This is a genomic window from Halodesulfovibrio sp. MK-HDV (assembly GCF_009914765.1).
Classification (GTDB): domain Bacteria; phylum Desulfobacterota; class Desulfovibrionia; order Desulfovibrionales; family Desulfovibrionaceae; genus Halodesulfovibrio.
Map to the genome: position 1 here is coordinate 313161 of NZ_WYDS01000001.1, position 16235 is coordinate 329395.

The window sequence follows — 16235 nt, forward strand, 5'->3', positions numbered from 1 at the left end:
GTTTCCTAATGATATTTCATGTGCTTCATATGAGAAAAGCCCCCTTTTTTTAAAGGAGGCTTTTTATTTTTGCACATTGTTAATCATTAAGAACGTCTGTCAGTCTTTCTTTATCTTCTGGCGAAAGTTCTTCAGTGGAAAGAAGTTTCCGGATTTGCATCTTTACTTTCTGTTTTTGTTCTGTGCCTTCGGCAAGCTCGTAAAGAAGCAAATACGAATCAGAATATGTAGGCCACTTTTCGATTGAGGATAACAATAAATTGTATGCGGACTGTGTTTCCCCTGCTTCCTTCATGTAATATGCGAGGCTGAAGGTTGTGGCTGGATTGGGATCAATGTCGTATGCTTTTTGAGCGAACTCTATTGCATCTGAAGGTGATCGATAACTGATAATTGCTGCAAGATTCGATGCAGCTTTCCCAAACTCCGGATTTTGTTGCAAGACAACTTTTAGATGCTTTTCGGCTAAATCGTATTGCCCTTTTTCCGCTTCCAGCAAGCCTAGATTATAGAGAATTGTTAGGTTTTCAGGAGCAAGCGTATAAGCATTTGCAAGTAGTGTACTTGCTTCATCTAAATTGCCTAGATTTCCATGAAGTAATGCGCAGTTGACCATAGGCGCTATGGCAGCAGGAGCTAGCTCATTTGACTTGGTATATGCCTGAATGGCTTTTTGGTACTGCTTTGTTTTTCGATAATAGTTCCCGAGATTGTAATGCGTGGTCCATACATCGGGACGTGCATGAAGAGCTGCTAAATATTCACCCGTAGCTTTAGAAATTTGTTCTTTTAGAACTCCTTCCGCAACAGCATACGGTTTTCCAGCGAGTGAAGCTGCCGCACGGATTCTAACCAGTCGGACTTTGTCACCTGTGGAAGCAGCTAATACAGATATTGCATCATGGCTGTGCCAATCATCTAAAGTGGTACAAGCTGCACCACGTACCAGTGGAGAAGTATGTGAGGCGGCCTTGGCGATAGTTTCCCATTTTTCTTGATGCGGGCAATTGCGAAGTAAGCGGATTAAGGACGTAACAAAAATTTCGTTAGAAGACGGATCGTTGATGTATGTAAGCATTTCGGGAAGTCTGTCCCATTTGTTTTCACGCGCAGCTTCGATCAACGAAGCGCGGTGCAACACAGGGGCCTGATAGTCACGACTCCGCCATTTTCGGACATACGAATCTGCCCATTTTGCATCTTTGTCTGTGTGGCAAACGTTACATGCATTGGGGGAACCGAATTCAATAGTTGCTGCCGGTGTTGGCGGCAGCATGGAATGGTCACTTCTGTACATTCGAGCAAATTCAGTCTTAACCATGTGACAGGAAATGCACTTACTCCCAGCGCTGTCCGGTTTATGCATAGTGTGCTCTGCCACATTTTGTATTTTCTCTTCATGGCAGGGAGAACATGCTTTGTTCGGATTTTCAGCTTGTTTGAAGCGTCCGCTTGATGTGTGGCAATGCATGCATCCTAGTTCTCCGGATGTGACACATGGGCTTAAGCTCCATGTGGTTTGCGTATAGTTTTCTCCAAGATCTCGTCCATCCGGATACCAGTCGCTATCTTCGAGCGTGGTTAAGTCATAGTGGTCGTAAAAAGATTCGCCGGGAACAAAGTTTTTGGAGATTGGAGTCATTTGTGCATGGCATGGTGCACAAGAGTCCGTGTTTTGCTGTACTGTAAACTTCCCCTTCCCTCCGAGAATTTTCAAATCTTTGGGTACAGTCCCTTTGGCTGCTGCTTCAATACAGACTCTGACGTGTTCTGCTGAGGGACCATGGCATGTTTCACAGTTGATACCCGCTTCTTTCCATTCCGTGTCATAGGAGTCTGTTGCTTCGGTGTAATTAATGGAAGTTTGACTTACATGGCACCCATAGCAGGAAGTATTAAAAGTATAAGCTTGGTCTTGCCATGATACAGGGATGTCGGCCAAATGCCGAACCCCACTGGCAGACATGTCAAACCATTCTTTTGTCCTTACGTCATAGGCAATAGGGAGTGTTTGCAGTCTGCCCCGTTCCATTCTAGTTAAAAAGTAGTACACATATTTTCCGCCGAGTGCGTAGCTTATGGGATATGTTACAGAGCCTTGAGACGTCTTCTCTTCTATCGCCCCCGCGCCGTTAGTGTTTGTATAGAGAAAGGTGGCATCACCTATTGAAATAGCTTTTGATTGCGGGGAAAGCTGGTTTTTAGCGAAAGATTCTGTGAATGGTTGAAGCGCAGTGCCATGACGTGACGTTGCCCAGAGATCATAAAAGCGTGCGTGACAGTCTTTGCAGCTTTTAGATCCAGCAAATTGGCTATCATCGGCCAAAAGAAGATGAGGAATTCCTACCAGAAATATGCAGGCAAATGCTATTCTACAAAGCATTTTTTTGTGGCGTAACATCTTGCTTTCCATATCCATTCCAGCTCCTTTTGCTCAGTCAAAACAGGTCTTACATCACTCCAGTGAAACATTTACCATAGTTTTAGCAAGTTAAGAACATTATAATTGGTATAGTTGGCATTATGCCTGTGTGTTTTTTCTTTGGGGCTTTTGTTTCTGCTGTCGGGCTGTGAAGGAGAGAGGAAAAGGTAAATATAATCGTTCTGTAATGTGTTAAGGAGTAAAAATATTTTATCATATTAGGATATTATCTTAAAAAAATATTTTGAAGGCGGAGCTATGCAAGAAGAGAATAACATTCGGATTTTACTGCAAAGGTGCTGCGTGTGGCATCTTGCATTCGTGTGGATTCTAATTTTGTTATTCAGTGCTCCAGGCTCTGCCGAAGCTGGTGGAGTATGGCTTTATGAAATAGGCACACCGGACTTAGGCGTTGCTGCTGCTGGTCGTGATGCAACGGCACTGGATGCTTCTGTAGCGATCACTAACCCTGCTGCTATGACAAACCTTGACCGTCCGCAGTTAATAGCCGGACTTCAGGCTTTGTTTATTGATACTCAATTTTCCACTCAGGAAAGTGGATTTGGTGGCGGTGACGGCGGTAACGCTGGTGGGGTAATGCCTGCAGCAAGCTTTAGCTATGCGGATAAATTGAATGACTCCGTGTGGCTGGGAATAGGTATGGGGTCATATTTTGGGCTAGGGCTCAACTATGATGATGACTGGAGTGGAAGGTATTATGTAAAAGAAGCCTCCCTTCTAACTGCTGGTGCAACTGTAAGCATGGGGGCTGACGTTACAGATTCTTTTGCTGTGGGATTAGGGCTTAATGTTCTTGTTGCGAAGCTTTTAATGAAGACTGCTGTAAATAATCTTCCGTTAGAGAGTTCTGCCGCTGATGGCGAATTAAAAGCTGATGCTACAACCACTGGCGTTGGTGGTAATGTTGGTCTTTTCTATAAAATAACCCCTAACGTACGCACTGGCTTAACATATCGAACTCCTGTTCGATTAAAGTTTGACGATGCCATATCATTTTCCGGACTTGGCTCAATTCTCGAACAACAACTAGTAAATAGCGGGTTGCTTGGTAAGAATCTTGATATAACTTTTACAGTTCCACAGGCCATTTCTTTTAGTCTGCATTATGACTTCACGCCACGCTGGGCAGTCATGGGGAGCGTAAGTTGGCAGAACTGGAAAGAGTTTGGTGTGCTAGAAACTTCAATTGAAGATACCAATGTTTCTGATGCAACTATCGACCTGAATTACACTGACACATGGCATTTTGCGTTAGGTTTTCGAGGCCGTATTGCAGAACAATGGATATGGTCAATTGGCGCAGCCTATGACACTTCTCCCTGTTCGGAGAGTAACCGATCGCCCATACTGCCGTTGGATCGACAAATTCGTGTAGCGACAGGCATTCAATATGAAGTAGATGAGGATGTAACCTTGGGTGTCGCTTATGAGTATCTTGATGCCGGTAAAGCTAAAATAGACCGCGAAGGCGGCCCACTAACTGGCCCGTTAAAAGGTGAATACAACACAAATCATATTCAATATGTAGCAGTTAACATGCAGTGGAAGTTTTAATTGTACAACCTCATGTATGACTTGAAGGATTCAACTGCTTGATCCTATTCTTCCATCAGTCCAAATTTTTTCATATTGCGATACAGCGTTGTTCTTGCAACACCAAGCTCTTTAGCAACCTTGCTTAAGTTACCATTGTTCACAATCATAGATCGTTTAATAAGTTGCGAATACATGTCCTGTACGGACATGGTACTCAGCCCTACGTTTTCTTCAGCGCGTGGCAAAATGCTTTCAGGTAGGTGCTTAGGCACAATTGTTTTGCCGGAAGCAACGAGCAATGCACGTTCGCATACGTTATCCAGTTCTCGAACGTTTCCCGGCCAACGATATTCAGAAAGCACACTGATCGTTTCCGCAGAAAGTTCTGGAACAGGAAAACCTACCTCACGGCTTTGGCGTTTCAAAATATGATTTGCCAGCATCGGGATATCTTCCTTTCTCTCCCGTAACGGGGGAACTGTTAATTCCACCACATTTAATCGGTAGTATAAATCTTCTCTAAACTCGCCCTGTTGCACAGCCTCGTATAAATCTATGTTTGTTGCGGCAATAATGCGTGCATTGATTGGCGTTGGTTTTGTGTCTCCTATACGAATGATCTCCCGCTGCTGTAGGGCACGAAGTAATTTAGCCTGCATATCCAGTGGCAAGCTGTTAATTTCATCTAGAAAAAGAGTCCCTGCATTTGCGAGTTCAAATTTTCCTACCATGCCTTTTTGTCGTGCCCCAGTGAACGCACCGCCGACATAGCCGAACAATTCTGATTCAATCAAATCACGCGGGATAGCTGCACAAGAAATAGCAACAAAGGGACCATTGCGTTTTAAACTGCTGTTGTGGATTGCCTGCGCAAAAAGTTCCTTGCCTGTCCCACTTTCACCTGTGAGTAAAATGCGAGAATTTGTCCCTGCTGCACGTTTTGCAAGGGATATTTGATGCTGCATGGCAGGATGTTCACCCTTAATATCGCTGAAATTATATTTGGCATAGTTACCCCCTACCTGCTGTGCAATGTTGATCATTTGGCTGCGGGCGGTAATCGTCAAAGTCATCCCAACGGTTTCACCGCTTTGGAGTTTTGTGGGTAAAATACGGCACATGTGTTGCTGTACGCCTTTTGCTCCTACCAGACGAACTTCCAGGGATTCTGATAACCCGCTAGTAAGCAATGCCTTCATACGCCCTTTGTCATCTGGATGAATGATCTTCTCAATATGTTCTCCCACAAGCATCCCTTCGCGTAGCCCTAATATGTCCAGCATATGGATGTTAGCGTGCGTAATATACATTTCATTATCAATTGCGAGCAGCCCGTCAGATAAGGAATTATAAATGGAGGTGAGCATGGAGCCAAGGCGCTGCTGACTGATCATAAGGCGCGATTCACGAAGGCGTGTAGAGATCGTCGCCGCGGCAGCAGTTACAAGTGCCAATGTATGCTTCTGTTTATTGGGCATGTGACCTGAAACAGTTAAAGAGCCGACTACTTCTTCCATTTCGTCATGGATTGGTGCGGATGAGCACGTCCATCCATGGAAGTATTTATTGAAATGTTCACAGCCGCTTATCTGAACAGGTTTATTCTCAATCATAGACATGGTGAGTGCGCTTCCACCAACTTCTTCCACCATGCGTAGTGCACCCGGGACGTTGTAGCGGGTTTCGGCATGAGACAGAACGGGGGCATCACCTAATACTTTAAGTAAAAGCCCCGGTGCAGCAGCAAGGCTCGCGATAAAACCAGTCCCGCGGATAGAGATTTCTACCATTTGCAATACAGGATCGGCTGCGTTTAGGAAAAATTCATGCTCAGTTAGCAGATCATTCAGTTCATGTATTGGAAGAACACGAGTTACCGGAGGCACATTCGGATCAATATGGTTCTCTCGACTAATTTCCCATGAATGTAGGATGTGAGGTTGTACCGCGTCATGATCAAACGGGCTTTCTTCAATAAAATTAGCCCAGGCTGTACGAATTTTTTTGCTGTACTTCTCGTCGTCCTTTTTCTCTGTTCATGTCAGAGCCCTACCTTGTTGTTTCGTTTCGCTACAAATGCCGTCAATGTTGTTCAATCATAGTTCAAAAAGTTTTAATAATACGTAAATATTGAATATTTTTTATTGAAGAGCCTTGAGATATTGTGCCCTACGTTCAATTGTTAGAAATTTAAACATAGTCACCTGTAGCAAAGCAGTACAACTAGGACAAGCAATTGTTTTAACTGTATTGTTTCGCTACATATCTACTTGCTTGTCTTACTTCTTACCTCTTTTTTGACACTTCTAACTAACTGTTTAACCACACAATTTTTTATAAAAACTTGCAGCTGCAACGGTTTGCTGCCTATTCTCCGTCGCTGTCTTTTGTGTTGGCATATCTACTGCAATGGCAAAATCACAACGCTAACAGAGCTTCTCCAAATGGGTATGCACTCCACCAGTACTAATGCTGCCAAGAGAGAATCTCTTTTTGAACCAACCTCTAAGGAGCGCATAATGGCTGAACTACATGGCGTATTTGTTGTTATGACCACGCCGTTTACTGAAGATGGCGCAATTAACTACGAAGGCGCGCGCAGCAATATCAACTGGTATATTGAATCCGGAATTCACGGGTTACTTCCTGTTGGTGCTACGGGCGAGTTTGCAGCTTTGACGCTGCAAGAGCGTAAAGATTTTGCGGAATTTGCAGTTAAAACCGCAGCAGGACGTGTGCCTGTATGTGTTGGTACTGTTTCACAAAACGTAGAGACCGTACTTGAATTATGTAAACACGCGCATACCGTCGGAGCTGACGGCGTTATGTGTCTGGTGCCTCCGGGACTGCACCTTAATCAAGAAGAAGCATACGAATACTTTAAGCTGATATCTGAGAATGTCTCTTTACCTGTCATGGTCTACAACAATCCTTGGAGCTCTGGCGTAGATCTCGAGTTTGAAACGGTTGAACGTATTTCACAGCTTCCGCACATGGAATACATCAAAGAATCTACGGGTGATATTAAACGCCTCACGTTGCTTAAAGATAAATTAGAAGATGGCATTATTCCTTTCTGCGGGTGGGAAGACATGGCGTTTGAATCCTTTCTTGTGGGCGCACAAGGTTGGGTTTCAGTTCTCGCTAACGTTGCCCCTGCCCTTTCAGCGCAGTTGTTCGACCTTGTGAACAAAGAAAAAGATGTTGAAGCAGCATGGAATATTTATCGGGATGTTCTTCCATTACTTCGTTACCTCGAAGGTTCCGGAAAACTTTGGCAGGTCGCCAAATATGCAATGGACTTACAAGGTCAGTGCGGCGCTTTCTGTCGGGTACCACGACTACCTCTTAATGACGCGGAGAAGGCCGAAATTAAAGCCATTCTCGACGCAAAACCATTGCGCTAACAACATAGCACTACGATATACGTTCCGAAATGGGTTCGCTTCGGCGAACCCGCCTCCCAAATGAATCCCAGAGACGCTGGCTGATAATTGTTAGCAAACTAATATGGTGGATACATGAACATGTCACATGTTGCCGGAATGCAAAAACATACAAGTGCAGAAGTCGTAGTCATTGGCGGTGGAGCCATTGGTAGCGCCATCGCTTACCATCTTGCGAAGCAGGGAAAGGATGTCGCCATTGTAGAACGCGGCGAATTCCCTTGCGAAACAAGTAAGCGCTGTGATGGACACGTCGCCACTTACGATAGCCCTCCGGGATATTTTAGTAAGCTGTGCTACGCAGGGCTTGAGCTTTTTCCCCAAATTGCCCCCGATCTACCGTATGACATTCATTTTGAGCCAGAAGGGCTCGGGCTACTCATAGATGATGAGCGCGACATGGAAGCCGCCATTAGTAATTATGAAGGGAAGCTTAAAGAAGGGGCACCCGTCACATTATGGGATCAGACGGAACTACGCCTTCACGAGCCGAACATTGCAGACCGCGTACTCGCCTGTATTAACTTTACAGGAGATTCTAAGCTTAACCCGATGCGACTCACTTTCGGACTTATGTATCGAGCTCAGGAATACGGAGCAAAAATTTATCCGCAAACATCTGTTACTGGAATTTCACTTCAGAATGAAAAAGTAACAGCGGTTCGTACTTCACAGGGCACTATTACAACCCCAAATGTTGTTCTAGCCTGCGGCGCATGGACTCCAGAGCTTGGAAATATGGTGGGGCTCGACATTCCTATCCGCCCGAGACAGGGACAAATTCTCGTGACAGAGCGTGTTCAGTCCTTAGTCGGTAAGAACTATGCAGAGTTTGGATACGTAGCAGCAAAAGGTGGCCGGAAGCGCCTTTCTGCGACTCCGGAAATGGAAGCATATGGTGTTGCCTTTGTAACAGAGCCTACAGAATCGGACACCGTACTTATAGGCAGCAGCCGCAGATTTGTTGGAATGAACAGCAAGCCGGATGCCGCTGTAATGCGAACTATTGCTCAACGTGCGACTCATTTCTTTCCTGCTTATCGTCAGGCAAGAGTCATACGTTCTTATGCTGGCGTACGCCCTGCCACACCGGATGGAAAACCTATTATTTCAGATACCCGCATTTCAGGTATGTACGTTGCTTCTGGCCACGAGGGCAACGGCATCGGTTTATCGCTCATCACAGGTCAGCTAATGGCAGATATTCTGGAAGGGAAAACTCCAGTTTTTGATATCGCCCCGCTTACACTTAATCGCTTTTCAGCTTCAGATAAGTAAGGAGAACTCGCATGAGATCCAGCCATATCTTTAAAACAATAGATACCCACACAGCAGGCAATCCTACTCGTAATATTGTGGGCGGACTTCCAGAGATCGAAGGTGAGACCATGGCAGAAAAAATGGCCTACGCTGAGCAAAATCTGGACTGGATCCGCACAGCCGTTATGTGGGAGCCACGCGGTCATCGCAATATGTCCGGCACGATGTTTGTTGAACCTTGCCATCCGGATGCACACATGGGGGTACTTTTTATTGATGCCGCAGGTCACATGCCAATGTGCGGTCACAGCACCATCGGCAGTGTTACAGCTATGTTGGAATCCGGCATTGTACCAATGACTGAAGGCGTTACAGAAGTAAATATTGATACTCCCGCTGGTCTTATCCGCACAAAAGCGCAAATTACTGATGGCCATGTGGACAGCGTTACTTTCCGCAACGTTCCCTCCTTTCATTACTGTTCCGGCAATGTGGAGGTCGAAGGCTTTGGTAACGTGGCTTATGACGTAGCTTTTGGCGGCAATACCTACATTATAGTTGATGCAGATGACTTTAGTCTTGATCTTCGTTCCGGCAATCTTGACTCCATTATTTTTGCAGCGGGTAAAGTCGGTGACGCAGTACGGAATGCGGTTGATTTTGTGCACCCTGAACAGCCATTCATCAACATCATCACCCACGTTCAATTTTTTAGTAAGCCGGATGATCCGAAAGCTGATTTTAGAAACTGCGTTCTCTTTCTTCCTGATTCCGTTGACCGCTCCCCATGCGGTACCGGCACTTCCGCCCGCGTTGCATCCCTCTTCTCCACTGGCGATCTTGCGTTGAACCAGAACTTTATTCACGAAAGTTTCATCGGAACTCAGTTCACAGCGCGCATTATTGAGCCTGTAACTGTGGGAGACTGCAAAGGCGGCGTTCCTGAAGTAACCGGTTCGGCTCATGTCATCGGTAAACTTGAGCTTATGATTGACCCTGAAGATCCACTAAAAGATGGTTTTCACGTCTGCTAATGCGTTCAGGAAAGATCACTTTTTAGAAGCTTGAACTGTGCCTTTGGTCATCGGAGTGGATTAATGCCTACACTTGCTTTTCAACCGAACGAGACAGTCTCCATTTTATTTGAAGGAGCGTCTGTGCTCGTACCGTCAGGAATAACTGTTGCTGCCGCTGTTATGCTGGCTGGCAGTTCGCACATACGCACAACACCTATTAGCGAAGAAGAGCGTGCTCCATTTTGTCATATGGGCGTCTGTTTTGAATGTCTTGTTGAGATTGACGGTACTCCGAATATGCAGGGATGCCTCATTACGGTTGAAGATGGGATGAACATCAAGCGGCAGCTCGGTGCGCCGAAAATTACGTCATGTCAGGAATAGTTATGCAAGAACATTGGGACATCATAATTATTGGCGCAGGCCCGGCAGGCATGAGTGCTGCTATTGCAGCGAGTAGTAACAACGCATCTGTGCTTGTTGTTGACCGCTCTCCAAATATCGGCGGACAAATTTACCGCAATGTTGAAAACGTTTCTTCTGAATTGCAGGCGTTTCTTGGCAAAGATTTTTCCAAAGGCATACGCCTTGCTCAAGAGTTCAGGGCATGTCCTGCGAGTGTGTGTTCTGACACAACCGTATGGGGAATCGACTCGGGGATTGTGTATGTAAGCCGTAATGGTGTTTCATCTGCACTCCATGCAGATACGATCATTATTGCAACTGGAGCACTTGAACGTCCTGCACCGGTTGAGGGGTGGACTCTCCCCGGTGTGATGGGAGCAGGTGCTGCCGATTTATTGTTGAAAAACTCTGGCGTTATTCCGGATGGTCCTGTCGTTTTGTGCGGCAATGGCCCACTTCTACTGCAATCTGCTTTGCACCTTACAAAGCTTGGTGTGGAAGTTCGCGGAATGCTCTGCACTTCAGGTTCTCACAACTTGCTGCAGGCAAGTCTTCGTTTTCCTCTAGCCCTCTCCCGCCCTCTTTATTTTGCTAAGGGGGCAGGCATGATGGGGAACATCCTCCGTACTCGTATCCCGCACTTCTCCGGTGTGAGTAATATCGCCATATCGCAAGACTCTGAAGGGTTAAGCGTCTCCTTTACTTCTAAGGGACAAAGCAAGCAGCTTTCTGCAGCAACTGTACTTCTTCATGAAGGTGTTATCCCAGACACCAGACTATCACGACTTGCCGGATGTATTCATGACTGGAATCCGCTCCTCAGGTGCTGGACACCACGCACGACCCAATGGGGAGAAAGTTCGCAGGCCGGAGTTCGTATCGTCGGTGATAGTGCTGGTGTTTTGGGGGCAGAGGCTGCAGCAGCCTTGGGTACTCTTGCTGCACTGGATGTATGTCACAAAGCTGCATTTATCTCGCGAAAAGAACGTGATGAACAGGCAGAACATGCAAGCAGACTGCTAACACGCGTTCGGATTGCTCAGCCCTTGCTTGATCAATATTTTTGCCCGTCTCCTTCCGCATTATCTCCATCAGATGACACAATTGTTTGTCGATGCGAGGAGCTTACGGCTGGCACTCTGCGCAAATATATTCGTAACGGAAGCCTGACGCCGGATGGAGTGAAAGCTCAGTCCCGCAGTGGTATGGGGCAATGTCAGGGGCGAATGTGTGAACACGCAATTTTGGAGCTGATAGCGGAGGAGCGTGGCGTAGATCATGATCTTATTACGCCGCTCAAAATCCAAGCACCTATTTTTCCGATTCCACTTGGAGAACTTTCTGATCTTGATTTGTAGGCACTGGTTTGCTGACTGATGTAACCGCCGGTAATACGATAATGCTGCAAGGAGCCCTTTCATGTCTGAATCCGCTACACCTGTAAGTATTTTTAACGAAGTAATAGGTCCTGTAATGCGTGGCTGTTCCAGTTCGCATGTGGCAGCATCTCTTCGCATTGGGCTAATTGCACGGGATTGTGTTAACGGTGCGCCCCTGTCTGCTTCTGTTACCTTTGATAGCAAGGAAGCACTTGCGTACAGCTATGACGGCCAAGGCTCGGCTATGGGATTTGTGGGCGGCCTGCTTGGTTACACTCCAGATAGTGCACTGCTTCCAGATGCTCAAGCTCGCGCGGCAGAACTTGGTATTCCAGTTCGCTTTCTTGTTGACGATATTCCTACGACATCCCCGAACACATACCTCATTACTGTCGAAGAAAAACCACAGGATAACGAGGGGGCGATCCACGAGGAACCCGTAGCAATCACGCTTGAAGCAGTTTCCCTTGGCGGTGGCGCAATTGAGATTCAATCTATAGAAGGCGTATCAGTGAGTCTTCGTGGTGATACCTATGTCACGCTACTTTTTTGCGATTGTCCTAAGGGTATTGCCTACAAAGCATTACAAGAAAAAATCCCATCACTCCAAAAGGCTACTTTCTCTAAAAGCCGCTCCGGCATGTTGCACGTGCTTGAAAGTCTCCACCCTTTCACCGTGCAGCAACAGGCTGATCTTTCAAATGTAACCGCTTCACATCGCAGTCTATTCATTTCTCCGGTCATGCCAGTATTAGCCAATACCAACGAGTTACCGTTTCGAACCGCAAGAGAGATGCTTGAGCAAGAAGACGCATCAGGATTGCCACTCTATGAACTGGCAAGCAAATACGAATGCGCCCGTAGCGGTCAATCTCAAGAGCAATTACTTGAAATGATGAGGCACCTTGCAGACATCATGGAGAAAGGCATTTCTATTGGTGTAAGCGGAACAAGCTATGCTGACAGAATCTTGCAGTCACAAGCACCGCTTGCTCTCTCCCTTGCTGGAAATCCGTTGATTGGGGGTGCGATGCAACGAATAATCTCCTATGTGGCTGCGCTTATGGATTGCAAAAGCGCAATGGAAGTTATTGTTGCAGCCCCCACAGCCGGAGCCTGTGGTGTGCTTGGCGGTGCTGTCTGGGCTGCTGCTCATGAGCTTGAAGCTTCGTCTGAAGAGGTTGCTAAAGCTTTATTGGCTGCGGGGATCATAGGAGTATTTATTGCAGATAAAGCCACCTTTGCCGGAGAAGAAGGTGGATGTCAGGTTGAATGTGGTTCCGGCAGTGCCATGGCTGCAGCTGCACTTGTACAACTTTCAGGTGGCACAGCACAGCAGGCTGTAGATGCTGCTGCCCTTGCGCTCCAAAACGTGCTTGGGCTTGTGTGCGACACCATATGCGATCGCGTTGAATTTCCATGTATGGGGCGAAACATCATGGCCGCTGTTAATGCCTTGGCGTGCTCAGGGATGGCAACAGCAGGTTTTACCAATGTTATTCCGCTGGATGAAACCATTGCAGCCATGCGTGAAGTCGTAAACTACATCCCTTTGCAGTTACGTTGCACCGGGCTTGGTGGCCTTGCTCAAACCCCTACCGCACAGCGTTTATCCAAAACGTTCGTCTCGTCTTCAGGTTCCAATTGCTAGCTACATCTTTGTAGTCAGTTACCAGTTTAGATACTTGCTTTTTTATTGGTCATTCCATTTCAATCATTACATGTGGAGGAAATCATGAGGCGTTTTCTAACTTTGGCAACAGCAGCACTGGTTATGCTCTCCTTTATGGCGACATCATCTTTTGCAGTTACACTTAATTTTGCCGGTCACTATCCGGAAGAACACCCTTCTACCCAGTTGCTTTATCAGGCTGCAAAGGATGTTCAAAAGCAGACAGACGGACGCGTTAAGATCAAAGTTTTCCCTGCTGATCAGCTTGGGGATTACACATTACTCTTTCAGGACATCATGCGTGGATCTGTTGATATGGGACAGGTTAACCTTCCAAGCGAATACGACATTCGCCTTGAAGCACACTGCATTCCATACATTGTAAAGAGCTACGAAGACATCCCAAAGGTCTTTTCGTATGACTCCAATTTCAGCAACATTTTCAAACGTATTCTTGCTGATAAAAACATCGAATTTTTCGGATTTAACGTAATCGGTCTTATTGGCGTGGGTAGTAAAGTTGAACCGAAAGATCCGTTTATTCCTACCAGTGACAAAGGCATCCTTATTCGTGTGCCACCAATGAAAGTGTTCCAGATTTCCGGTAAAGAAATGAACTTCCGTACAACAACTATCAACTGGGCAGACATCTACAGTGCAATGCAGACAGGTGTTTGTGATGGCTGGATTGGCGGTACTCCTGACGTTAACTACCTTACCTTCAAAGATGTGCAGAAATACTACATTGCCTACAATAACTTTGTAGAATGTAACGCTTTTATTATGGGTAAGGATGCATACCAGAAGCTTGGTGCCGACGGCCCTATCGTACGCGATATCTTCAAAAAAGCTGCTGCTGAAAGCTACGCAATTGCTGAACAGCAGGACAATTACTACCTGAATAAAATGGAAGAAGCTGGATTGACTGTAATGCGTCCGACTCCTGAGCAGGCACAGGTTATGTCTGATTTCTTCCACGAAAAAATCTGGCCTCAACTCTACAAACTGTACGGTGAAGAGCTCTTTACTGCTGTACGTAAAGACCTTGGTGAAATCTAAATGTTATGCCCCTCTCTTGGTGAAGAGAGGGGCAGTACTTACAGAAATACCGGCCTGATAATGCACTGTACTCGTTGTCCAGAAGCTTCTGGACGTTGCCATACTCGATGCAGCAGCCAATCTGCCGTTTTTTAGCCACCAGTTACTGTTACAGGCAGGAGTTTTATTGATGATCTATAACATTCTAAAATACATATATGATGGATTATTAAAAATTGAACGGGCTATTCTTATAGTAACAAGCTTGCTTGTTGTCTTCATTATCAGTTGTGTCGTGTTTATGCGTTACGTTTTGCAAATTGATCTGTTCGCTTATGACGAACTTGTAATGATTGTTGCTTTTTGGATGTATTTCATTGGTGCTGCATACGGCAGCTATGAAGACAGTCAAATTAAAGCTGACATTATACAAGTGGCACTAGTAGACACTCGCCCTAAACTTGCTGCGTACATTAACCTTTTCGCTCGGTCACTGGAACTTTTTCTCGCTGCAAATATTGCTTATTGGAGCTGGTCATTGGTGTACTGGCAGTTCAAGTTTATGGGGCACACCATGGGTTGGGGCATTCCTATTCTGGTTCCGCAAAGTGCGATCTTCCTCGGCTTTGCACTTATGACGCTATATGCTGCGGTTCACGCTGTTAAAGCGTGGCAACGCATCAGCCGTAAAGAATACCCCATTTCAGACGCAGAGGAGTGCACAGAATGGACGTCCTAATATCAATCGGAATTCTAATCGGTACATTGCTTATCGGCATTCCTGTGCCTTTCTGCTTTACGGCCACAATCATGTGGATGGTGTTTACTGGTGATTACAATATCACCTCTCTGATTCCTGTTGGATACAGTAAAATGAACACCGTAGCCCTACTCGCTGTACCGCTGTTTATTATGGCGGGCGGGCTTATGGAAAAAGGGAAAATTGCAAAACCGCTTGTTGATCTAATCAAAATTTTGATCGGGGATAGAAAAAGCGGACTTGGTACCGTTGCTGTGTGTGCCAGCGCAATTTTTGGCTCCATCTCCGGCGCTGCTGCTGCCACTCTTTCCTGCATTGGCGCTGTGATGCTTCCGGAGATGAAAAAGGCAAATTATCCGGAAGGGCTTGCTGCGGCATTGCTCGTTAATGCTTGTCCATTGGGATTACTTATTCCACCAAGCTGTATTCAAATTATCTATGCATGGATTTCCTATCAGTCTGTACTCAGCTGTTTCCTTGCTACTGTTGGCCCTGGTATTATGCTCACAGTTCTACTTTGCATTGTTAATGCTGTGTTATTGCGCAATCAGGAAGGCATGATTCTGGCCGAACCAAGCTCCTTGGCAGATAAGCTTAAAGAAATGGGATCCCGTACTGGCGGTGCTGCTCCTGCACTCCTCATGCCTGTTATCGTGCTTGGTGGTATCTATGCCGGTGTCATGACACGACGGAAGCTTCCGGTATTGCAGTGCTCTACTCCATTCCTGTGGGCTTTTGGGTCTATAAAGGGTTGAAGAAGGATAACTTTACTCAAGTGCTGGTGCGTACCTCAGTTACCTCCGGCGTTGTAATGTGCATGTTGTTTGTTGTTATGATTCTAAGCCGCATTTACGTTATGGAAGATTTACCGGGAGCGATTCTTACCTTCCTGCAATCCGTTTCTGATAATAATCTTGTGATGCTGCTTATGGTCAACGTTTTTATGATCATCATTGGTATGCTTATGGATGACACAAGCGGAACATTGCTCTGTACACCAGTTTTACTGCCGGTTGTTACTCACCTTGGTATTCATCCTGTACAGTTTGCAGCAATTCTTGGTGTTAACCTTGGTATGGGACTTGTAACTCCTCCTACAGCACCTATGCTGTACCTTGGTGCTCGTGTTGCCTGCTGTAAGGTTACACAGATGCTCTCACCGACTTTCTATATGATTCTCTTTGCATGGTTACCAACGTTGATTTTGACCACCTATTGGTCAGACTTGTCTCTATTCCTGCCTCGCTATCTGCTTGGTGTAACTTTTTAGAGAGAAAGCA

Annotated in this window: 11 protein-coding genes and 1 pseudogene; 10 read left to right on the top strand and 2 right to left on the bottom strand. The window is 45.9% G+C overall.

Annotated elements, in window-relative coordinates; translation table 11 throughout:
• Positions 1-79: 79 nt before the first annotated feature.
• Complete coding sequence (locus MKHDV_RS01510) at positions 80-2419, bottom strand: tetratricopeptide repeat protein (RefSeq protein ID WP_160711528.1); 2340 nt, start codon at positions 2417-2419, stop codon at positions 80-82.
• Positions 2420-2680: 261 nt separating this feature from the next.
• On the opposite strand from MKHDV_RS01510, the gene MKHDV_RS01515 reads away from it, so the two are divergent.
• Positions 2681-3997, top strand: coding sequence for an OmpP1/FadL family transporter (locus MKHDV_RS01515; RefSeq protein ID WP_160711530.1), 1317 nt, complete (start codon positions 2681-2683; stop codon positions 3995-3997).
• Between the two features lie 44 nt (positions 3998-4041).
• Here the strand turns inward: MKHDV_RS01515 and MKHDV_RS01520 are convergent, their stop codons facing one another.
• A complete protein-coding gene (locus MKHDV_RS01520) occupies positions 4042-5865 on the bottom strand; it encodes a sigma-54-dependent Fis family transcriptional regulator (protein WP_160711532.1) in 1824 nt (607 codons plus the stop codon).
• 633 nt (positions 5866-6498) lie between these two features.
• Here MKHDV_RS01520 and MKHDV_RS01525 point away from each other — a divergent pair.
• The 9 genes and pseudogenes from MKHDV_RS01525 to MKHDV_RS01565 all read left to right on the top strand — a co-directional run bounded on the left by MKHDV_RS01525 (position 6499) and on the right by MKHDV_RS01565 (position 16225).
• Positions 6499-7386, top strand: coding sequence for a dihydrodipicolinate synthase family protein (locus tag MKHDV_RS01525; protein ID WP_160711534.1), 888 nt, complete (start codon positions 6499-6501; stop codon positions 7384-7386).
• Positions 7387-7500: 114 nt separating this feature from the next.
• Entirely contained in the window at positions 7501-8703 is a 1203-nt protein-coding gene (locus tag MKHDV_RS01530; protein ID WP_254060384.1) for an FAD-binding oxidoreductase, read from the top strand.
• Positions 8704-8714: 11 nt separating this feature from the next.
• Positions 8715-9719: a proline racemase family protein gene (locus MKHDV_RS01535; protein WP_160711536.1), complete on the top strand. Its 1005-nt coding sequence runs from the start codon at positions 8715-8717 to the stop codon at positions 9717-9719.
• Positions 9720-9782: 63 nt separating this feature from the next.
• Positions 9783-10085, top strand: a complete 303-nt coding sequence (locus tag MKHDV_RS01540) for a (2Fe-2S)-binding protein (RefSeq protein WP_160711538.1) — start codon at positions 9783-9785, stop codon at positions 10083-10085.
• Between the two features lie 2 nt (positions 10086-10087).
• Positions 10088-11464, top strand: a complete 1377-nt coding sequence (locus MKHDV_RS01545; RefSeq protein ID WP_160711540.1) for an NAD(P)/FAD-dependent oxidoreductase — start codon at positions 10088-10090, stop codon at positions 11462-11464.
• Positions 11465-11525: 61 nt separating this feature from the next.
• Entirely contained in the window at positions 11526-13136 is a 1611-nt protein-coding gene (locus MKHDV_RS01550) for an L-serine ammonia-lyase, iron-sulfur-dependent, subunit alpha (RefSeq protein WP_160711542.1), read from the top strand.
• Positions 13137-13220: 84 nt separating this feature from the next.
• Entirely contained in the window at positions 13221-14216 is a 996-nt protein-coding gene (dctP, locus tag MKHDV_RS01555) for a TRAP transporter substrate-binding protein DctP (protein WP_160711544.1), read from the top strand.
• Between the two features lie 169 nt (positions 14217-14385).
• Positions 14386-14934, top strand: coding sequence for a TRAP transporter small permease (locus MKHDV_RS01560; RefSeq protein ID WP_160711546.1), 549 nt, complete (start codon positions 14386-14388; stop codon positions 14932-14934).
• Positions 14922-16225: pseudogene (locus tag MKHDV_RS01565) on the top strand (TRAP transporter large permease). Before MKHDV_RS01560 ends, MKHDV_RS01565 begins: the two are co-directional and overlap by 13 nt.
• The last annotated feature ends 10 nt before the right edge of the window (positions 16226-16235 follow it).